Source organism: Erwinia mallotivora (assembly GCF_000590885.1).
Taxonomy (GTDB): domain Bacteria; phylum Pseudomonadota; class Gammaproteobacteria; order Enterobacterales; family Enterobacteriaceae; genus Erwinia; species Erwinia mallotivora.
Window position 1 is genome coordinate 25,332 of the sequence record NZ_JFHN01000043.1, and the last position, 21,628, is coordinate 46,959.

A 21,628-nucleotide genomic window follows, 5' to 3' on the forward strand; every position below is an offset into this window, starting at 1 on the left:
AATTAAGTCCTCTCCGTTTTGCTCAACCACATTTCGTCCATTCCACCGCCACGAATTTGCATAGGGTATACGTGCTCGGTGCCATCAACATTCACATCCACAAAGACCAGCCGCCCTTTGCCTAATGCTTCCAGCGCCTCGGTCAGCTTTGCCTCCAGTTCATGTGGGTGGTCAATGCCGATACCAACATGGCCATAGGCCTCCGCCAGACGGACAAAATCAGGCAGAGATTGCATGTAGGATTGCGAATGACGCCCGGAATAAATCATGTCCTGCCATTGTTTAACCATACCGAGGAAACGGTTGTTCAGGCTCAGCACCAGCACCGGAAGGTCATACTGTAACGCCGTGGAAAGCTCCTGAATGTTCATCTGGATACTGCCATCGCCGGTGACACAAATCACCGTTTCTTCCGGCAGTGCCAGCTTAACGCCAAGCGCGGCAGGCAGACCAAATCCCATCGTGCCCAGACCACCCGAGTTAATCCAACGACGCGGCTTATCGAACTGGTAATAGAGTGCGGCAAACATCTGGTGTTGTCCGACATCGGAAGTCACATACGCTTCACCTTTGGTCAGACGCCAGATGGTTTCAATTACCGCCTGCGGTTTAATCTTCTCGCTGGTCTGGTCCCAGGCCAGACAATGGCGTGCGCGCCACTGTTCGATGCTCTGCCACCAGTCACGCAGGCTGTCATAGTCCTGCTCCTTTTCACCCTGAGTCAGCAGCTCAAGCATCTGGTTCAGAACCTGCTTAGCATCCCCGACGATCGGAACATCTGCGGATACCGTTTTGGAAATTGACGTCGGATCGATATCAATATGCAATACGGTCGCGTTCGGGCAATATTTCGCCAGATTGTTGGTGGTACGGTCATCAAACCGTACGCCGACAGCGAAAATGACATCAGCGTTGTGCATGGTCATGTTGGCTTCATAGGTGCCGTGCATCCCCAACATCCCCACACACTGACGGTGCGACCCCGGAAAACCGCCCAGCCCCATCAGGGAGCAGGCCACCGGCAAGTTCAGCTGTTCAGCAATCTGGCGCAGCTCATCGTGGCAGGCCGCATTGATTACGCCGCCCCCGGCATAAATGACCGGTTTTTTTGCCGCAAGAAGCGTTTGCAGAGCGCGCTTAATCTGGCCTTTATGCCCCTGAGTGGTGGGGTTGTATGAACGCATACTGACTGACTCAGGCCAGGCATAAGGCAATTTGCTGGCAGGATTCATCACATCTTTTGGCAGATCGATCACCACCGGCCCGGGGCGACCACTGGAAGCCAGCCAGAACGCTTTTTTCATCACGGTGGGAATGTCTTCGGCTTTTTTGACCATAAAACTGTGTTTCACCACCGGACGCGAAATACCCACCATGTCGCATTCCTGAAAGGCGTCATAGCCAATCAGCGTCGAGGGCACCTGCCCGGAGAGCACCACCATCGGCACTGAATCCATATAGGCAGTAGCAATCCCGGTAATCGCATTGGTTGCGCCAGGGCCAGAGGTAACCAGTACCACGCCCACTTCACCGGTTGAACGGGAATAACCATCCGCCATGTGCACCGCGCCCTGCTCATGACGGACCAGCACGTGGTCAATACCGCCAACGGTTTGCAATGCATCATAGATATCGAGGACGGCCCCGCCGGGGTAGCCGAATACATGTTTAACTCCCTGGTCGATCAACGATCGAACGACCATCTCGGCTCCTGATAACATCTCCATTTTTGCCTCCAGGCTTTAACTTTAAGGTGCTGAGTTATCTGGCAGCACACCCTGTGGTTTACAGAAACAGGGTGCCGCCCGGATAAGGTCAAAACCAGTATTTAGTATCGGTAGGAAATCGTTTGCAAAAACCGGGCAGCAGACTGCACACCGGTATTTTGATTTTTTATGACCAGTACCATAACCGCAGACAACTTAGCAGGCAAACGGCATTCCCTATCCCGGTCTCCGCTGACGGGCAGCAAGGTACTGCTCATCACAGGAACTTAACGACAATTACACTGACCCCCCGGCGAAAGAAAAGCGCTTTCTACTAATGAAGGAAATATTTTCAGTGTGATCGTTTTGTTATAAAAACAAAGTCGCAGACAAATTAAGTCAGGATGTTTTAATATTGTCGCCATTTTGGTTTTATATGCTGCATTTTTTCACAAAAAAAGAACAAGCCACTCACTCCAGGTGATTATTATTCTGGATGATTTATAAGTTTTACCTATATAACAGACTGATTAAAATAACTTTTATCCATTATACCGGGGACATTGACCATTTTTTTTACCGGTGATTTTCAGCGACGTTTTTACTGCTTTCTTTTGTTCTGCAACACCTCCGGGGACCAGCATTATTTTCCTTTGTGGCTACGCAATAACCTCACAGCGGCAGTTGACATCGCCCCCCGGTTTCAAGTATCAATACCGGACAGAAAATTTTTAAGGTCTGATTCAATGATTCGTACCACCTACCTCCTCGGTCTACTACTACTAAACGCCTCTTTTGTGCGCGGTAGACTTGTGGGCGGAGTGAATCACTGATTCAGGCTTGCAAAGCAAAAAAACCCGCGCCAGTCGCGGGTTTTTTTATGTCCGCAATCAGGGCAAAGCAAACACGACAAGGGATACACAATGAGCCAACAAGTCATTATTTTCGATACCACTCTGCGTGACGGCGAGCAGGCATTGCAGGCCAGCCTGAGTGTCAAAGAGAAATTGCAGATAGCGCTGGCGCTGGAGCGTATGGGCGTTGACGTGATGGAGGTCGGATTCCCCATCTCCTCTCCCGGCGACTTCGAATCAGTGCAAACCATTGCCCGTCAGATTAAAAACAGCCGTGTCTGCGCCCTGGCCCGCTGCGTTGAAAAAGATATTGATGCGGCTTACGAGTCGCTGAAAGTGGCTGATGCCTACCGCATCCACACCTTTCTGGCGACCTCGCCCATGCACATCGCCACCAAACTGAAAAGTACGTTGCCGGAAGTGATCGAACGGGCGAAGACGATGATCAAACGCGCGCGCAATTACACCAACGATGTGGAATTTTCCTGTGAAGATGGTGGACGCACCCCCATCGACGATTTGTGCCGCGTGGTGGAAGCCGCAATCAATGCCGGAGCCACCACTATTAACATTCCGGATACCGTCGGCTACACGCTGCCCGGTGAGTACAGCAACATCTTCGCTCAGTTACGCAACCGCGTACCTAACATCGACAAAGCTATCCTTTCGGTACATACCCATGACGATCTGGGTATGGCGGTGGGTAATGCTCTGGCGGCAGTGCAGGCTGGCGCACGTCAGGTAGAGGGAACCCTGAACGGCCTGGGCGAGCGTGCAGGAAACTGTGCACTGGAAGAAGTGATTATGGCGATCAAGGTGCGTAACCAGTTAATGGGTGTGCACACCAACATTAATCACCACGAAATCTATCGCACCAGCCAGACAGTCAGCCAGATTTGCAACATGCCCATCCCGGCCAACAAAGCCGTGGTCGGCACCGGGGCCTTCGCCCACTCGTCCGGTATACATCAGGACGGCGTGCTGAAGAACCGTGAAAACTACGAAATCATGACCCCGGAATCAATCGGCCTGAACCAGATACAGCTGAATCTTACCTCCCGCTCTGGCCGTGCTGCGGTAAAACATCGCATGGATGAGATGGGTTACAAAGAGGACGATTACAGCCTGGATGCGTTGTACGACGCTTTCCTGAAACTGGCGGACAAAAAGGGCCAGGTGTTCGACTACGATCTGGAAGCGCTGGCCTTTATCAACAAACAGAACGAAGACCCGGAATACTTCCGTCTGGATTATTTCAGCGTACAGTCCGGCTCCAGCGTGATGGCGACCGCCTCTGTCAAACTGGGTTGCGGTGAAGAGGTCAAAGCCGAAGCGGCTACAGGCAATGGCCCGGTTGACGCGGTATATCAGGCGATTAACCGCATTACCGATTTTGATGCCGAGCTGGTGAAATATCAGCTGACCGCCAAAGGCCACGGCAAAGACGCGCTGGGCCAGGTGGATATTGTGGTTAATTACAATGGCCGTAAATTTCATGGCGTCGGTCTGGCCACGGATATCGTCGAATCCTCTGCCAAAGCGATGATCAATGCGCTCAATAACATCTGGCGCGCCCGTCAGGTTGAGCAGGAACTGCAACGCAAATCAAAAACCAAAGACCAGAAGGAAACGGTGTAATGATGTCCAGGACTTATCATATTGCAGTATTACCCGGCGATGGCATCGGACCGGAAGTGATGGCGCAGGCAGGCAAAGTGCTTGATGCGGTGCGCCAGCGTTTCGGTATGCGCATCACCACCAGTGAATACGATGTGGGCGGCGCGGCCATCGATCGCCACGGAGAGCCCCTGCCCCCGGCAACCATCGCCGGATGCGAGCAGGCCGATGCCATTCTGTTTGGTTCGGTGGGTGGACCGAAATGGGAGCATCTGCCTCCCGCCGAACAGCCAGAGCGCGGTGCGCTGCTGCCTTTGCGCAAACACTTTAAACTGTTCAGCAACCTGCGTCCGGCCAGTCTGCATCAGGGGCTGGAAGCCTTCTGCCCGCTGCGCAGCGATATCGCCGCCAGAGGGTTTGATATCCTGGTGGTGCGCGAGCTGACCGGCGGCATCTACTTCGGTCAGCCAAAAGGTCGTGAAGGCAGCGGTCAGCATGAACGCGCTTTTGATACCGAGGTGTACCACCGCTTTGAAATCGAACGCATCGCCCGTATCGCCTTTGAATCAGCCCGTAAACGTCGTAAAAAAGTCACCTCTGTCGACAAAGCCAACGTATTGCAGTCCTCAATCCTGTGGCGGCAGATTGTTAACGAAGTCGCGGCCGATTATCCGGATGTTGAGCTCAGCCATATGTACATCGACAACGCCACCATGCAGTTGATCAAAGAGCCTTCGCAGTTCGACGTGATGCTCTGCTCTAACCTGTTTGGCGACATACTTTCTGACGAATGCGCGATGATCACCGGCTCGATGGGGATGCTGCCTTCCGCCAGCCTTAACGAACAGGGTTTTGGTCTGTTTGAACCTGCCGGTGGCTCGGCCCCGGATATCGCCGGAAAAAACATCGCCAATCCGATTGCGCAAATCCTGTCGCTGTCGCTGCTGTTGCGCTTCAGTCTGGATGCCGCCGACGCTGCGGATGCGATTGAACAGGCGGTCAGCCGCGCGCTGGCAGAAGGCTATCGCACGGGTGACCTGGCGGGTGGTGGTAGCACAACCACCACCGAAGAAATGGGCTCGATTATTGCCCGATTTATCAGCGAAACCTGATTATGAAAACATTATACGAGAAGCTGTTTGATGCCCATCTGGTACATGAAGCACCGGGAGAAACGCCGCTGCTTTACATTGACCGGCACCTGGTTCATGAAGTGACCTCGGCCCAGGCTTTTGATGGCCTGCGGGCGCACGGACGCCCGGTGCGCCAGCCGTCTAAAACCTTCGCCACCATGGACCACAATGTCTCGACGCAAACCCGTGACATTAATGCCAGTGGCGAGATGGCCCGAATTCAGATGTCGCTGTTAATCAACAACTGTAAAGAGTTTGGCGTCACCCTGTACGATCTCCAGAACCCTAATCAGGGCATCGTCCATGTTATCGGACCAGAACTGGGTTTATCGCTGCCGGGCATGACCATTGTCTGCGGCGATTCACACACCTCCACCCACGGTGCCGTTGGTGCGCTGGCATTTGGTATTGGCACTTCAGAAGTGGAGCATGTTCTGGCCACACAGACGCTGAAACAGTCCCGTGCCAGAACCATGAAGGTTGAAGTTACCGGCCAGGTCGCGCCGGGCATCACGGCGAAAGATATCGCCCTCGCGGTGATCGGTAAAACCGGCAGCGGCGGCGGTAACGGCCATGTGGTGGAATTCTGCGGTCCGGCGATTGAGCAGCTGAGCATGGAAGGTCGGATGACCGTCTGCAATATGGCGATTGAACTGGGCGCAAAAGCGGGCCTGATTGCGCCGGACGACACCACATTTAACTACATCAAAGGCCGCAAGTTTGCCCCTCAGGGGGAAGCCTGGGAGCAGGCGGTGGCTTACTGGCGCACGCTGAAATCCGACAGCGATGCAAAATTCGATAAAGTGGTGACCCTTGACGCTGCGGATATCGCGCCGCAGGTCACCTGGGGCACCAACCCCGGGCAGGTGATTGCCGTTGACCAGCTTATTCCCGATCCGGCCTCTTTCAGCGATCCAGTGGAACGTGCCTCGGCTGAAAAAGCCCTGGCCTATATGGATCTCAGGCCCGGAATCCGGCTGACCGAGGTCAGGATTGATAAAGTGTTTATCGGTTCCTGTACCAATTCCCGCATCGAAGACCTGCGGGCAGCGGCAGCGGTAGTCAAAGGGCAGAAAATTGCCACAGGCGTCCAGGCCTGGGTCGTGCCGGGCTCCGGTGCGGTGAAAGCGCAGGCTGAAGCGGAAGGGCTGGATAAAATCTTTCTGGAAGCAGGATTCGAATGGCGTCTGCCCGGCTGTTCGATGTGTCTGGCGATGAATAACGATCGCCTCAGCCCCGGCGAACGCTGCGCCTCCACCAGCAATCGAAACTTTGAAGGTCGTCAGGGTCGCGGTGGACGAACCCATCTGCTCAGTCCGGCAATGGCAGCCGCTGCGGCAATAGCCGGTCACTTTGCCGATATCCGTCAACAGGCCGTAACGCCTCATTAAGGAGCCAGCATGGCGAAGAAATTTACCCGGCATACCGGCATCGTGGTGCCGATCGATATAGCAAACGTCGATACCGATGCGATCATTCCAAAACAGTTTTTGCAGATGGTGACCCGCACCGGCTTTGGCCGCAACCTGTTTTATGACTGGCGTTACAGTGATGCCGAAGGCCAGATCCCCAATGCGGATTTTGTCCTCAACCAGCCTGCCTTTCGCGGTGCCAGTATCATGCTTACCCGCGAAAACTTTGGCTGTGGTTCTTCCCGTGAACATGCCCCCTGGGCGTTGACCGACTATGGTATTCAGGCGATTATCGGCAGCGATTTCGCCGATATATTCAGCAATAACGCATTCAACAATCAGCTTCTGCTGGTGACGCTGAGTGAAGCCGATGTTGACCAGCTGTTCCGGATGGTTGCAGCACAGCCAGGGATCAGTTTCACGGTGGATCTGGAGAATCAGCAGGTGCTCGCCGGGGAACAGCGCTATGACTTTGCCATTGACAGCTTTCGCCGTCACTGCCTGCTCAACGGGCTGGACAACATTGGCCTCACCTTGCAGCACAATACGCAGATTAGCGACTACGAGCAGAAACAGCCGCTCTTCTTACGCTAATGGCACCAGTAACACAGCACCGTTGAGAAACGCAGCCTGAGTGAAGGGCTGTTTTGGTCAGAGCTGCCGCGAAGCGCCTACCTGGGTGGCAACGGCTGTTCTGACGGCGAGATAACACGCCAGCGCCAGCAGGTAGCCGCCCAGTAGCACCACGCTCATCGACACGCCGGATGTGCCTCCGATGCCGGTCAGCGGGGCACTCACGCCACCCATCGCAAACATCAGCATCCCCATCCACGCGGACGCCGTGCCCGAACTTTCGCCCTGGCGCTGCATGGCAACCGAGCTTGCCAGTGTGCAAATTCCGCTGTTGATCGACACGGTAAAAAACAGCACCGCAATGATCAGCCACAGCGGCCCCTGCAATAAAAAGGTCAGCAGCAGCGACAGGGCAAAAATAACCGCCAGCGGTAAAGCGGCGCTTAACACGGCAGATTCTCCCCACTTCACGGAGACTCTGGCCAGCAGCAAAGAAAAAATCACCAGCCCGACACCGTTAACAGCAAAGGTACAACTGTATTGCAGCGCAGAAAGCTGCCAGGCCTGCTGAAAGATATAAGATGACGCGCCAATATAGGCAAACAGCCCCGCCATCATAAAACCCTGCAACAGGCATAACAGCATAAAAGTACGATCGCCAAACACACTGCCAGAGCCAGACGATGCCGTGGCGTTGCGAGGCCCGGAGCGGGTTTCCGGCAGTACCCGCCACGCCAGCAGCAACAGCAGCGCACCGGCAACCGCCAGAGAGATAAACAGTCCCCGCCAGCTGGTGATACTCAGTTGCAGGCCGCCCAGAACCGGAGCCACAACAGGCGCAATGCCATTGATGGTCATCAGCAAAGCAAAAAAACGGGTCAATGCGGTGCCATCATAAAGATCGCGGGCAATAGCGCGCGACAAAACCGCGCCACCGGCCCCGGCCACTCCCTGAAAGAATCGCGCGGCGATCAGCTGCGCCATGTCATCAGTCCAGGCACACCATAACGACGCCAGACAAAACAGCAGCAGCGAAACCAGCAACGGTATTTTTCTGCCGATACGGTCACTCAACGGCCCGAAAACAAATTGCCCCACCCCCAGCCCAGCCAGCGCGGCGGTCAGCGTCAGCTGTCCGGAAGCGGTAGAGGCATTCAACTGCCGGGTGAGTTCGGGTAAGGAAGAGAGATAAAAATCCGTGCACAACGGCCCCAGCGCCGTCAACGCGCCGAGCATCAGCGCATAGCTAAACCTGCCTGTTTTCATAATCAATCCATCCTGAAATGAGAGCGCTCATTCTTATCACTTTCGTTTAACGGGTCAATTAACCACCAGCCGCATCCCTGCCTGCTGACTTTATTTTTACAGGGTGATAACGCTATCCCTGGATTTCCTTAGACGTCCTTAACTTTGGCCGTCATCACCAGTGCCGCAACCGCCAGCAAAAATGCCGCCCAGTAGACCGATATATGCCCAAAGCTTTCTGCCAGCGCCCCCTGAAGCACCCCGGCGAGGATCACCCCGGTGGAAATACTGTTGGTAAACAGGGTGGTTGCCGCACCGGGCCTGGAGGGCATCAGATCCTGGAACCAGAGCATACCGATCCCCGCCACAATGCCGATGAATACCGCATTAAAAATCTGCATCGCCATTAATGCCGCGCGCGAATGGAACAGCACCAGGCTGAGATAAAACAGCACGCCCGCTACCGATGCCAGCAGCATCATTCTGCGTTTACCAAAACGTTTGACGTAATGCCCGGCCAGCAGCATCGCCGGGATCTCCAGTCCGGCAGCCACCCCCATCAACAGGCCAGCCAGACGGTCCGGCAACCCCAGCACGCTACTGATATAGATTGGCATATCAATGATATACATGGTATTGCAGGTCCACATCAGCAGGGAAGCGAGAAACAGCAGTCTGACATCCCGATTTTTCCAGCCGCCGATTTCGGTTATCGCCACGTCTGCCGGTTGCACCACCCTGGGCACCGAGGGCAGCGCGAACCAGATTAGCGCCATACACACCACGAACAGCCCGGCGGCGATAACAAACATGGTGGTAAAACCGTAGTTCAGCGCCAGAGCAAAAGAGAGGGGCGGCCCGATAACCCAGGCCAGCGACAGCTGAGCGCGCATCACTGAGCTGAACATCACTACTTCACGTGCGGAGCTGTCGGCATATTCCCGCGCCAGCGCAAAAATTTGTGGCATCGCCACGCTGGCCAGTGCCGCCAGCACCACCCCGGCAGTAATCAGCGTCAGATAGTGACGATTAAAAGCAAACAGCAGTGCATTGCCCACCGCCATCAGGCAACAAAACAGGATTAGCATACGTCTGTCGCCCCGGTTATCTGAGCGCTTTGCCAGCAGAAAGCTGACCACAATACCGGCGACCGCGTTGATGGTGTAGAACAGCCCTACCCAGAATGGACGAACCGCGACCTCACGGGTGAGAAACAGACTCAGCGTCGGTGCCTGCAACGCGCCCGCCACCCCCACCATAAAGGACACGGCCATAAAGGCGAGGTAGACGGGGTTAATGCGGCGGCGACGCGATAAAAGCGATTTCATACTGATCCTTCGACAAAGAGGTCATGGTGGCGGACTGGCAACAAACAGCAAGCATAGAAGAAAACCCGCGCCAATGAAAAAAGCCAGCGGCTGAACGCCCGCTGGCTGGTGAAGTCGCACCATACTCAGATTCAAATAATGTCAGAGCGCCATTCGAAGAATGCCTCCCGCTCTTTCATCGTCGGCTATTATTCACCTAATATAGGGCAGCAAAAACAGACAACCTTTTAATGAGGGTTCCCCTTTTATGTCCTCTTCCCGCCTGCAACAGCAATTTATCCGGCTCTGGCAGAGCTGCGAAGGTCAGTCACAACAGACCACGCTCAACGATTTGGCCCTCAGGCTGAGCTGCTCACGACGTCATATGCGTAACCTGTTAAATGCCATGCAGCAACAGGGCTGGCTGGAATGGCAGGCAGAAGCCGGGCGCAGTAAGCGTTCACAGTTAACCTTCCTCTATACCGGGCTGGCCCTGCAACAACAACGGGCAGAAGATCTGCTGGAACAGGATCGAATTGATCAGCTGGTCCAGCTGGTTGGCGATAAAAATACCGTGCGTCAGATGCTGATCTCCCGTCTGGGACGCAGCTTTCGTCAGGGCAAACATATTCTGCGCGTCCTCTATTACCGCTCACTGCTTAATCTGTTGCCGGGAACGCCGCTCAGGCGCTCAGAAACACACCTGGCGCGGCAGATTTTCAGCGGGCTGACCCGGATAAATGAGGAAAATGGGGAAATCGAAGCGGACATCGCCCATCACTGGCAGCAGATTACGCCACGGCACTGGCGCTTTTTTTTACGTCCGGCAATCCATTTTCATCATGGCCGTGAGCTGGAGATGGCCGATGTGATTGCCACGCTGGAAAGGCTGAAAAGCCAACCGGCCTGTGCCAATCTGCAACAGATCTCCTCATCTGCGCCCTGGACGCTGGATATCCATCTTCATCAGCCAGACAACTGGCTTCCGTGGCTGCTGGGCAGCGTCAACAGCATGATCCTGCCGAAAGAGTGGCCGTTTATGGCTGACTTTGCCCGCCAGCCCGTTGGCACCGGGCCGTACGAAGTGGTACGCAATCAGCAGACCCAGTTACGCATCCAGGCGTTCGATGACTATTTTGGCTACCGGGCGTTGGTCGATGAAGTCAACATCTGGGTGCAGCCAGAGATCAGCGAAGAGCTGGTCTACTCCGGGGTAAAACTCCAGGGGGGCAGTGTGGACGAAAAATCAGAAGAGAGCAGGCTGGAAGAAGGATGCTATTTTCTGTTGTTCGATCAGCGTTCAGCTCTGGGCCGCAACGAGCAGGTGCGTCGCTGGGTAAGCATGATAGCCAACCCGATAGCCCTGCTCAGCCAGACCGGCACGGGGTATCAGCGCTACTGGTTTCCCGCCTGGGGCCTGCTGCCGCGCTGGCATCACCGCCGCGATATGACCCTGACAGAAAAACCGGACGCCCTTACCTCACTGACGCTCACCTGGTATCACGATCATATCGAATATCAGGCTATTGCTGAGGCGCTGAGGCCGCTGCTGGCCGCCCACGGCGTAACCCTGAAAACCCGCCAGGTGGATTATGCCAGCTGGCATCGTGGCGACGCTGAAAGCGACATCTGGTTGGGCAGTGCCAATTTCACCCTGCCACTGGAATTCTCCCTGTTTGCCCTGCTGTACGAAATCCCGCTGGTGCATCACTGCGTAGCTATAGACTGGGAAAAAGACGCTCAGCAGTGGCGTGAACAGACTCTCCCGCTGGCCGACTGGAGCAAAGCGCTGGTTGACACTTACAGCCTGCATCCGCTGTTCCATCACTGGCTGCTGCTGGAGGGCGAGCGCAGTATGCGTGGTGTCAGAATGAATACGCTGGGTTGGTTTGACTTTAAATCAGCCTGGTTTGCCCCGCCAGAAGGATGATGCTTTCGCTGTTGCGCGGAAATCACTAGAATAGGCCCGTTCTCAACGGGGTGCGAAAAAACCAGGGCAATAACCGGCCCGCAGCACAGGCAGTCAGTAACAGAAAGGCAGTGCACAGAACCGCAGCAGACTGGCTGATACGGATACTGAGCGATGCCCGACCTTAGCCGACGCCACGCGTTTTTTTCGCTGAGACAGACCCGTCGAACCTGATCCGGCTAATACCGGCGTAGGGATTTGAGAGTTGTGCCTGCTCAGATCATGCGTCCTCACCATCACCAAGGAACGCAACGTGCTAAAGAAAGTCCTTCCCCTGCTAGTTTTATGCTCTCTCCCTGCTTTTGCTGAAAAACCCACGCTGACCGTCTACACCTATGATTCCTTCTCCGCCGACTGGGGACCCGGACCGGCGATTAAAAAGGCCTTTGAAGCCAGCTGCGACTGCCAGCTGAAATACGTCGCGCTGGAAGATGGGGTTTCCCTGCTTAACCGCCTGCGGCTGGAAGGGAAAAACAGCAAGGCTGACGTGGTGCTGGGGCTGGATAACAACCTGCTGGATGCGGCTGAAAAAACCGGCCTGTTCGCGCCCGCCGGGGTCGATACCCACAGCCTCAGCGTACCTGGAGGCTGGAAAGATCACACCTTTGTGCCTTACGACTATGGCTGGTTCGCCTTTGTTTATGACAAAACCCGGCTGCAAAACCCGCCGTCCAGTCTGAAGGAGCTGGTAGAGAGCAATCGCCCGTTAAAAATCATCTACGAAGATCCGCGCACCAGCACCCCGGGACTGGGCCTGCTGCTGTGGATGCAAAAAGTTTACGGTGACCAGGCCGCTTCGGCATGGCAGAAACTGGCGGCAAAAACCGTCACCGTGACTAAAGGCTGGAGTGAAGCTTACGGGCTGTTCCTGAAAGGGGAAGCCGATATGGTGCTGAGTTACACCACCTCCCCGGCTTATCATCTGATTGAGGAAAAAAAATCGCAGTACGCTGCCGCCAACTTCAGCGAAGGGCATTATTTACAGGTGGAAGTTGCCGGTCAGCTGAAATCCAGCAAGCAGCCACAGCTGGCGCAGAAGTTCATACAGTTTATGCTGGATAAACCTTTTCAGGACGCTATCCCGACCGGCAACTGGATGTATCCGGTGGTAAAAGGGACGCTGCCCGCCGGTTTTGAGACGCTGACGGTGCCCACCACCTCGCTCCAGTTCACGCCGCAGGACGTCGCCAGCCATCGCAGTCAGTGGATCAGTGCATGGCAACGCGCCGTCAGCCGCTGAGTAAAGCCACCTTAGTGCCAGGCATTATTGCCGCTACGCTGCTGGTCAGCGTGGCGTTGCTGGCCTTTGGCGCGCTGTGGCACCACGCCCCCGCTGACGGACAAATGGCCCTCTGGCAGGATGATTATGTCTGGCACCTGTTAGCTTTCTCATTGCAGCAGGCGTTGTTGTCCACCGCGCTGGCGGTGCTACCGGCGATCCCGCTTGCCAGAGCGCTGTATCGCCGCCGCTTCCGGGGGCGAACCACCCTGCTCAGGCTGTGCGCCATGACCCTGGTGCTCCCGGTGCTGGTGGTCATTTTCGGCATCCTCACGGTTTATGGCCGCAGCGGCTGGCTGGCCGACCTCTGCACCCTGTTGGGCGTGAACTACACCTTCACGCCCTATGGTCTGCGCGGCATTCTGCTGGCCCACGTCTTCTTTAATCTGCCACTGGCGGCGCGGCTGCTGTTGCAGACGCTGGAACAGATCCCTGGTGAACAGCGCCAGCTGGCGGCACAGCTGGGAATGCGCGGCTGGAACCACTTTCGTATCGTCGAATGGCCGTGGCTGCGACGGCAGATCCTGCCCACCGCCGCGCTGATTTTTATGTTGTGCTTTGCCAGCTTTGCCACGGTATTAGCCCTCGGCGGCGGCCCGAAAGCCACCACCCTCGAACTGGCCATTTTTCAGGCGCTGAGTTTTGATTTCGATGCAGGTCGCGCAGCCCTGCTGGCGCTGCTGCAAATGACCTGTTGTCTTGGACTGGTGATGCCCAGCCAGAGACTGAGTAAAGCCCTGCCCTCCGGGAGCGCCAGCATCAGCGGCTGGCGTAATCCGGAAGACAGCCTGCCGGCCAGAATCAGCGACTGTTTGTTAATCATTCTGGCGCTGCTGTTGCTGCTACCGCCGCTGCTGGCGGTGGTGGCACAGGGCATCAACCGGGGCTTACCGCAGGTGTTGCAGCAGCCTGCACTCTGGCAGGCCACCTTTACCTCGCTGCGGGTGGCGGTGGCAGCAGGTATTCTCTGCGTGATCCTGACGGTGATGCTGCTGTGGAGCAGCCGTGAACTGCGCCTGCATCAACGGCTGTGGATGGGTCAGGCGCTCGAGCTGAGCGGAATGTTAATCCTCGCCATGCCCGGCATCGTGCTGGCTACCGGCTTTTTTCTGCTGCTGAATGACACCACCGGCCTGCCACAATCGGCTGAGGGCATCGTGATTTTTACCAATGCGCTGATGGCCGTGCCTTATGCGATGAAAGTGCTGGAAAACCCACTGCGGGACAGCGCCGCACGCTACAACCTGCTGTGCCTGTCGCTGAATATTCGCGGCTGGAACCGGCTGCAACTGATCGAGCTGCGGGCGCTGAAGCGCCCGTTGACTCAGGCACTGGCTTTTGCCTGTGTGCTGTCGGTCGGCGATTTCGGCGCGGTGGCGCTGTTTGGTAATGAAGATTTCCGTACCCTGCCGTTCTGGCTGTATCAGCAGATCGGTGCTTATCGCAGTGATGACGGTGCAGTGACAGCGCTGCTGTTATTGCTGCTCTGTTTTCTGCTGTTTACGCTGATTGAAAAACTGCCGGAGCGCCATGCTGACACTGAGTAACCTGACCTGGAACGACAGCCCCCTTTCGATGTGCTTTTCTCTCAAGGTCGCGGCGGGTGAGAGAGTGGCAATTCTCGGTCCCAGCGGCGCGGGTAAAAGCACCCTGCTGAGCCTGATTGCCGGGTTTCTGCCCGCAGACAGTGGCGGTCTGTGGCTGAACGGTGAGGATCACCGCACGACGCCCCCGGCCAGACGCCCGGTATCGATGCTGTTTCAGGAGAACAATCTTTTTCCGCATCTGACGGTGGCGCAGAATATTGGCCTGGGATTGCATCCAGGTCTGCGGCTGGATGCGGAGCAAAAGCAGGCGTTAAACATCATCGCCCGCCGCGTTGGCTTACAGGACTACCTGACACGTCTGCCTGCCCAGCTGTCTGGTGGGCAGCGGCAGCGAACCGCGCTGGCCCGTTGCCTGGTGCGCAGGCAACCCCTGCTGCTGCTTGATGAGCCTTTTTCCGCGCTGGACCCGGCGCTACGCCAGGAGATGCTCCAGCTGGTCAACGAGGTCTGTGCGGAGCGTGATATCACCCTGTTGATGGTTTCCCACCATATAGAGGATGCCGCACGCATTACGCCGCGCAGCACGGTGATTGTTGACGGTCAGGTGTTCTGGGATGGCAGTACGACAGCATTGATGCAGGGCGACGTTGCCGCCGCCAGGGTGTTGGGCATTACTGCCCAATAAAGACTTTCCACAACAGCTGACGGAACAGCGGCATCATCGGATGGAACTGGATAGCGATAAAGCCTGCCATCGCCACCGCCATCATCAGCGGTGCCAGCCAGCGCAGACGGGCGGCAGGCAGATATGGCGTTGCCCAGTCGGCGGTTTTTTTCGCCCGCAGCCAGCGCCAGCACAGCCAGCAGCCCAGCCAGACCAGCAGCGCCACCGCCAGCAGCAGCCAGCGAAACATCGCGCTGTTGGTGTCTTTCGGCACGTCAATCGCAACTCCGGCCAGAATCCCCGGCAGCAGATAGAGCGGCGGCCAGAGCAGACAGCCAATGATATTCGGGGGAATAAACTTTTTCACCGGCAGTTCCAGCATCCCCGCCACCAGCGGGATTAGCGGGCGGGTAGGTCCGACAAAACGCCCGACAATAATGGTGAACATACTGTGCTGATGCAGGGCGTGTTCCGTTTTATCCATCAGCGCCTGATGTTTTTTAATAAACGACCAGCGATGCAACGGTCCTTTAAACTGCCAGCCGATAAAGTAAGAAATCCAGTCGCCCAGCAGACAACCCAGCGTGCCCGCCAGCCAGGCCGGATAAAGCCCGATCTGCCCACTGCCGATCAGCGCGCCAAATGACGCCATCAACACCGTGCCAGGCAACAGCAATCCCACCAGCGCCAGCGACTCAAAAAAGGTAATCAACCCGACGGCCAGCAGCGACCAGGCAACGGACTGGGTAATAAGATGTTGCAGCCAGGCTTCCATACTTTCCACACTGTTTTTTTCAGGAAAGCGGATTGTCCAGAGCCTCCCGGAGTCCGTCAAGTGCTGTTTTGTACAGAAGTGTCTTGCGCGCTGATGGCGGCGGTATCACAGGAGAAGCACTGTATAAATAAACATGCTATTATCAGAGCTTATCAGCTCAACAGGAACGTAAGGTGAACGACGCACGCGCAGGCTTTCTGTTAACCCGCCACTGGCGGGATACCCCATCCGGCACCGAAGTGGTGCTGTGGCTGGCGACCGATACCGGTCCACAGCGGGTGGTGCTGCCTGTGCAGGAGTCGGTAGCGTTCATCCCGCAGGAGGCGTTGCCGCAGGCTGAAGCGCTGTTGAAGCAGGAACGTCACTACCGGCTGGTGCCACTGGAGCTGAAAGATTTTCGCCGACGTCCGGTTGCCGCGCTCTATTGCAGGCAGTATCGCCAGTTACTGAAGCTGGAAAAGCTGCTGCGTGAGCAGGGTGTGATGGTGTACGAGGCCGATATCCGACCGCCTGACCGCTTTCTGATGGAACGCTACATCACCTCACCGGTGTGGTTCAGCGGCCAGCCTGCCGGTAACAGTCTGCTCAATACCCGTGTTAAGCCGCATCCTGACTATCGTCCGCCGCTGAAGTGGGTATCGCTGGATATTGAAACCACCCGTCACGGTGAGCTGTACTGCATCGGACTGGAAGGCTGCGGTCAGCGCGATGTTTATATGCTTGGCCCGGAGAATGGCGATGCCAGCGGGCTGGATTTCAACCTGGAATATGTCGCCAGTCGGCCACTGCTGCTGGAAAAACTGAATGCCTGGTTTGCGCAGCACGACCCGGACGTACTGATTGGCTGGAACGTGGTGCAGTTCGATCTGCGGGTGCTGCAAAAACATGCGGACCGCTACGCCATCCCGCTGCGGTTAGGACGTAATAACGAGGTGCTGGAGTGGCGCGAACACGGCTTCAAGCCCGGCGTATTCTTTGCCCAGGCCACCGGACGGCTGATTATTGATGGCATAGAAGCGCTGAAATCCGCCTTCTGGAACTTTGACTCCTTCAGCCTGGAGGCCGTTTCGCGCCAGCTGCTGGGCGAAGGCAAAGCCATCGATAATCCGTGGGACAGAATGCAGGAGATAGACCAGCGTTTTGCCGAAGACAAACCCGCGCTGGCGCGCTACAACCTGAAGGACTGCGAGCTGGTCACGCGCATCTTCCATCACACCGAGCTGATGCCCTTTCTGCTGGAACGGGCAACGGTAACCGGGCTGGCAGCCGACAGGCACGGCGGCTCGGTTGCTGCCTTCAGCCACCTTTATCTGCCCAGAATGCATCGCGCTGGCTACGTCGCGCCGGGACTGGGGGAAATCGCCCCGGAGGCCAGCCCCGGCGGCTATGTCATGGATTCGCGCCCTGGCCTGTATGACTCGGTGCTGGTGCTGGACTACAAAAGCCTCTATCCCTCGATTATCCGTACCTTCCTGATCGACCCCGTTGGCCTGATTGAAGGCATCGCCCATCCTGATGACGCGGATTCGGTCAGCGGCTTTCGCGGCGCACGATTCTCACGCCGCCGACACTGCCTGCCGGAGATCGTCAGCCAAATCTGGCAGGGACGCGAAGCGGCCAAAAAACAGGGTAACCGGCCGCTCTCCCAGGCACTGAAAATTATCATGAATGCCTTTTATGGCGTGTTGGGCACCAGCGCCTGCCGCTTTTTCGATCCCCGGCTGGCCTCATCGATCACCCTGCGCGGCCATGAGATTATGCGCCAGACGCGAGAGCTGGTAGAAGCCGAAGGCTACGACGTGATCTATGGCGACACCGACTCCACCTTTGTCTGGCTGAAAACACCGCATGATGAGCCGACCGCTGCCGCCATTGGCCGCACTCTGGTCGCAAAGGTTAACCAGTGGTGGCGCGAACATCTTCAGCAGCAATACGGCCTTGAAAGCGCGCTGGAGCTGGAATATGAGACCCATTTTTGCCGTTTCCTGATGCCGACAATACGCGGTGCCGAGCAGGGCAGTAAAAAGCGCTACGCCGGACTGATCCGTGAAGGAAACAGTGAGCGCATGGTATTTAAAGGCCTGGAAACCGTGCGTACCGACTGGACGCCGCTGGCGCAAAACTTTCAGCAGACGCTCTACCTGAAGATCTTCAAAAATCAGCCTTATCAGGAGTATATCCGCGAGACGGTGCGTCAGTTGCTGGACGGCGAACTCGACAGCCAGCTGACCTACAGCAAAAGGCTGCGTCGCCCACTGGACGATTACCAACGCAACGTGCCACCGCATGTCAGAGCCGCGCGCATTGCCGATGAGCAAAACCACAAGCTGGGCCGCCCGTTGCTGTATCAGAACGGCGGGAAGATTCGCTACGTGATCGCCACCAGCGGGCCGGAACCACTGGAAGCACGGATTACGCCGCTGGACTACGATCACTACCTGACAAAGCAGTTACAGCCGGTAGCGGAAGGGATACTTCCTTTTCTGGAAGATGACTTTGCAGCACTGGTGACCGGACAGTTGGGGCTTTTTTGACAGGTGACGAATCTCTTTCCTTCCAGTACCATAGCGCCCTTTCTGATTTTCTGAATTGTTTTGCCTGTACCCACCACAAAGAGAACCGAGCCAAATATCTATGCCTTTTACCCTTGGTCAACGCTGGATCAGCGATACGGAAAGCGAACTGGGACTGGGAACCGTGGTCGCCATCGACACACGCATGGTCACCCTGCTTTTTCCTGCTACCGGTGAAAACCGACTCTATGCAAAAAATGACTCTCCTATCACCCGCGTGATGTTCAATCCGGGGGATACCATCACCAGTCATGAAGGCTGGCAGATGGAGGTCAGCGATGTTAACAGCGACAACGGGCTGATGACCTACACCGGCACCCGACTGGATACCGGCGAAACTGACGTGGTGCTGCGTGAGGTGATGCTCGACAGCAAGCTGGTATTCAGTAAGCCGCAGGACCGTCTGTTCGCCGGCCAGCTGGATCGCATGGATCGCTTCGCCCTGCGCTTCCGCGCCCGCAAATACCAGAGCGAACAGTATCATCTGGCAACCAGCGGCCTGCGTGGGATGCGCACCAGTCTGATCCCGCACCAGCTACACATCGCCCACGACGTCGGTCGCCGTCATGCGCCGCGCGTCCTGCTGGCGGATGAAGTTGGCCTGGGGAAAACCATTGAAGCCGGGATGATCATTCATCAGCAGTTGCTGGCGGGACGTGCAGAGCGGGTGCTGATAATTGTGCCGGAAACCCTGCAACACCAGTGGCTGGTGGAGATGCTGCGCCGCTTTAATCTGCATTTCGCGCTGTTTGATGATGACCGCTATGCCCAGGCCCAGCTGGACAGTGACAACGCCTTCGAAACAGAACAGCTGGTTATCTGCTCGCTCGACTTTGTGCGCCGTAACAAGCAGCGGCTGGAAAAACTGGCTGATGCCGCCTGGGACCTGATGATCGTTGACGAAGCGCATCACCTTGCATGGCAGGAAGGTCAGCCGGGTCGTGAATATCAGGTAATTGAACAGCTGGCAGAGCAGATCCCCGGCGTACTGCTGTTAACCGCCACGCCTGAACAGCTGGGTATGGAGAGCCATTTTGCCCGTCTGCGCCTGCTCGATCCCAGTCGTTTCCATGATTTTGCTGCCTTTGTTGAAGAACAACAGCATTTCCGTCCGATTGCCGATGCGGTTGCCACGCTGCTGGCTGACCAGGCCATCACGCAGCAGGAGATGAACATGCTTAACGACCTGGTCGGAGAGCAGGACATCGAACCGCTGTTGCAAACGGCGAATGGCGAGGGCGACAACAAGCTGGCGGCGCGTCAGGAACTGATCGCAATGCTGATGGATCGCCACGGCACCAGCCGCGTGCTGTTCCGCAATACCCGTAACGGCGTGAAAGGTTTTCCACGGCGTGAACTGCATCAGATCCGTCTGCCGCTGCCGACGCAGTACCAGACCGCAATCAAAGTCTCCGGCATTATGGCCGCGCGTAAGAGCGCCGATGAACGTGCGCGGGACATGCTCTATCCGGAGCAGATTTATCAGGAGTTTGAAGGCGACAGCGGCACCTGGTGGAACTTCGATCCGCGCGTCGAATGGCTGATGGGCTTTCTCACCAGCCACCGGGCCGACAAGATCCTGGTGATCTGCGCCAAAGCCGCGACCGCGCTGCAACTCGAACAGGTGCTGCGTGAACGTGAAGGTATCCACGCCGCCGTGTTCCATGAGGGTCTGTCAATTATCGAACGCGACCGTGCCGCCGCCTGGTTTGCTTCAGAGGAAAACGGCGCACAGGTGCTGCTCTGTTCAGAGATCGGTTCCGAAGGCCGCAACTTCCAGTTTGCCAGCCAGATGGTGATGTTCGATCTGCCCGCCAATCCGGATCTGCTGGAACAACGTATTGGCCGTCTGGATCGCATCGGCCAGGCGCACGATATTCAAATCCATGTGCCGTATCTGGAAAAAACCGCCCAGGCCGTACTACTGCGCTGGTATCACGAAGGCCTGGATGCCTTTGAACACACCTGCCCTACCGGCCGCACAGTGTATGACAAAGTCAGTGCGCAACTGACCGGCTATCTGGCCGCACCGGAGAGTACGGATGGACTGGATCACTTTATCAGCGAGTGTCGTCAACAGCATGACGACCTGAAAAATCAGCTGGAACAGGGGCGGGACCGTCTGCTGGAACTGAACTCCAACGGTGGCGAAAAAGCGCAGGCGCTGGCAGAGCAGATAGCGGAACAGGACAACCATATTGAGCTGGTTAACTTTGCGCTGAACCTGTTCGATATCGTCGGCATTAATCAGGAAGATCGCAGTGATAACCTGATTGTCCTGACGCCTGGCGATCATATGCTGGTGCCGGACTTTCCCGGCCTGCCGGAAGATGGCTGCACCATCACCTTTGATCGCGGCCAGGCGCTCTCGCGGGAAGATGCGCAGTATATTACCTGGGAGCATCCGATCATCCGTAACGGGCTGGATCTGATCCTCTCCGGCGATACCGGCAGCTGTGCGCTCTCCCTGCTGAAGAACAAAGCGCTGCCGGTCGGCACCCTGCTGCTGGAGCTGATCTGGGTGGTGGAGGCGCAGGCCCCCAGACATCTGCAACTGACCCGCTTCCTGCCGCCGACGCCGGTACGGATGCTGGTTGACAGAAAAGGCACCAATCTGGCCGAAAAAGTGGAATTCGAAAGCTTCAACCGCCAGCTGAATGCCGTTAATCGCCACACCGGCAGCAAACTGGTGAACGCGGTTCAGCAGGATGTGCACGCGATCCTGCAACTGTCAGAAGAACAGGCCGCCGCCGAAGCCCGTAAGGTGATCGACCGCGCCCGTCAGCAGGCTGACGAGAAACTGAGTGCAGAACTGTCACGTCTGGACGCATTACGCGCCGTCAATCCCAACATCCGTCAGGATGAAATCGACGCGCTGGAAAACAATCGTGAGCAGGTCCTGCTGGCGCTGAACGAGGCAGGCTGGCGACTGGATGCCCTGCGCCTGATTGTCGTCACCCATCAGTAATATCCA

General features: G+C 56.5%; 15 protein-coding genes. 11 read left to right on the top strand and 4 right to left on the bottom strand.

Annotation, left to right across the window (positions count from 1 at the left end):
• Window positions 1–2: 2 nt before the first annotated feature.
• Window positions 3–1,727, bottom strand: a complete 1,725-nt coding sequence (gene ilvI / locus BG55_RS08195; protein WP_034936375.1) for an acetolactate synthase 3 large subunit — start codon at window positions 1,725–1,727, stop codon at window positions 3–5.
• 725 nt (window positions 1,728–2,452) lie between these two features.
• On the opposite strand from ilvI, the gene leuL reads away from it, so the two are divergent.
• From leuL to leuD, 5 genes are all read left to right on the top strand, one after another.
• Window positions 2,453–2,539: a leu operon leader peptide gene (gene leuL, locus BG55_RS23500; RefSeq protein WP_152542701.1), complete on the top strand. Its 87-nt coding sequence runs from the start codon at window positions 2,453–2,455 to the stop codon at window positions 2,537–2,539.
• A gap of 90 nt (window positions 2,540–2,629) precedes the next feature.
• Window positions 2,630–4,198: a 2-isopropylmalate synthase gene (gene leuA, locus BG55_RS08200; RefSeq protein ID WP_034936377.1), complete on the top strand. Its 1,569-nt coding sequence runs from the start codon at window positions 2,630–2,632 to the stop codon at window positions 4,196–4,198.
• 2 nt (window positions 4,199–4,200) lie between these two features.
• Window positions 4,201–5,289, top strand: coding sequence for a 3-isopropylmalate dehydrogenase (leuB, locus tag BG55_RS08205; protein ID WP_034936466.1), 1,089 nt, complete (start codon window positions 4,201–4,203; stop codon window positions 5,287–5,289).
• Window positions 5,290–5,291: 2 nt separating this feature from the next.
• On the top strand, window positions 5,292–6,701 hold the full coding sequence (gene leuC / locus BG55_RS08210) for a 3-isopropylmalate dehydratase large subunit (RefSeq protein ID WP_034936380.1): 1,410 nt from the start codon (window positions 5,292–5,294) through the stop codon (window positions 6,699–6,701).
• Between the two features lie 9 nt (window positions 6,702–6,710).
• Window positions 6,711–7,316 (top strand): 3-isopropylmalate dehydratase small subunit, encoded by a 606-nt coding sequence (leuD, locus tag BG55_RS08215; RefSeq protein ID WP_034936383.1) that lies wholly within the window; start codon window positions 6,711–6,713, stop codon window positions 7,314–7,316.
• Window positions 7,317–7,373: 57 nt separating this feature from the next.
• On the opposite strand, the gene BG55_RS08220 is transcribed toward leuD, so the two are convergent.
• Complete coding sequence (locus tag BG55_RS08220) at window positions 7,374–8,561, bottom strand: multidrug effflux MFS transporter (protein ID WP_034936385.1); 1,188 nt, start codon at window positions 8,559–8,561, stop codon at window positions 7,374–7,376.
• 128 nt (window positions 8,562–8,689) lie between these two features.
• Window positions 8,690–9,868, bottom strand: coding sequence for a sugar efflux transporter (locus BG55_RS08225; protein WP_034936387.1), 1,179 nt, complete (start codon window positions 9,866–9,868; stop codon window positions 8,690–8,692).
• Between the two features lie 247 nt (window positions 9,869–10,115).
• On the opposite strand from BG55_RS08225, the gene sgrR reads away from it, so the two are divergent.
• The 4 genes from sgrR to thiQ all read left to right on the top strand — a co-directional run bounded on the left by sgrR (window position 10,116) and on the right by thiQ (window position 15,327).
• Window positions 10,116–11,777, top strand: coding sequence for an HTH-type transcriptional regulator SgrR (sgrR, locus tag BG55_RS08230; RefSeq protein WP_034936388.1), 1,662 nt, complete (start codon window positions 10,116–10,118; stop codon window positions 11,775–11,777).
• Window positions 11,778–12,069: 292 nt separating this feature from the next.
• Window positions 12,070–13,056, top strand: coding sequence for a thiamine ABC transporter substrate binding subunit (gene thiB, locus BG55_RS08235; RefSeq protein WP_034936390.1), 987 nt, complete (start codon window positions 12,070–12,072; stop codon window positions 13,054–13,056).
• Window positions 13,032–14,642: a thiamine/thiamine pyrophosphate ABC transporter permease ThiP gene (thiP, locus tag BG55_RS08240; RefSeq protein ID WP_034936391.1), complete on the top strand. Its 1,611-nt coding sequence runs from the start codon at window positions 13,032–13,034 to the stop codon at window positions 14,640–14,642. Before thiB ends, thiP begins: the two co-directional genes overlap by 25 nt.
• Window positions 14,626–15,327, top strand: a complete 702-nt coding sequence (gene thiQ / locus BG55_RS08245; RefSeq protein ID WP_034936392.1) for a thiamine ABC transporter ATP-binding protein ThiQ — start codon at window positions 14,626–14,628, stop codon at window positions 15,325–15,327. Before thiP ends, thiQ begins: the two co-directional genes overlap by 17 nt.
• On the opposite strand, the gene BG55_RS08250 is transcribed toward thiQ, so the two are convergent.
• Complete coding sequence (locus BG55_RS08250) at window positions 15,314–16,081, bottom strand: DedA family protein (RefSeq protein ID WP_034936394.1); 768 nt, start codon at window positions 16,079–16,081, stop codon at window positions 15,314–15,316. The two genes, thiQ and BG55_RS08250, sit on opposite strands and share 14 nt — an antisense overlap.
• A 173-nt stretch (window positions 16,082–16,254) precedes the next feature.
• On the opposite strand from BG55_RS08250, the gene polB reads away from it, so the two are divergent.
• Both polB and rapA read left to right on the top strand, forming a co-directional pair.
• On the top strand, window positions 16,255–18,615 hold the full coding sequence (polB, locus tag BG55_RS08255) for a DNA polymerase II (RefSeq protein WP_034936395.1): 2,361 nt from the start codon (window positions 16,255–16,257) through the stop codon (window positions 18,613–18,615).
• Between the two features lie 100 nt (window positions 18,616–18,715).
• A complete protein-coding gene (gene rapA, locus BG55_RS08260; protein ID WP_034936396.1) occupies window positions 18,716–21,622 on the top strand; it encodes an RNA polymerase-associated protein RapA in 2,907 nt (968 codons plus the stop codon).
• The last annotated feature ends 6 nt before the right edge of the window (window positions 21,623–21,628 follow it).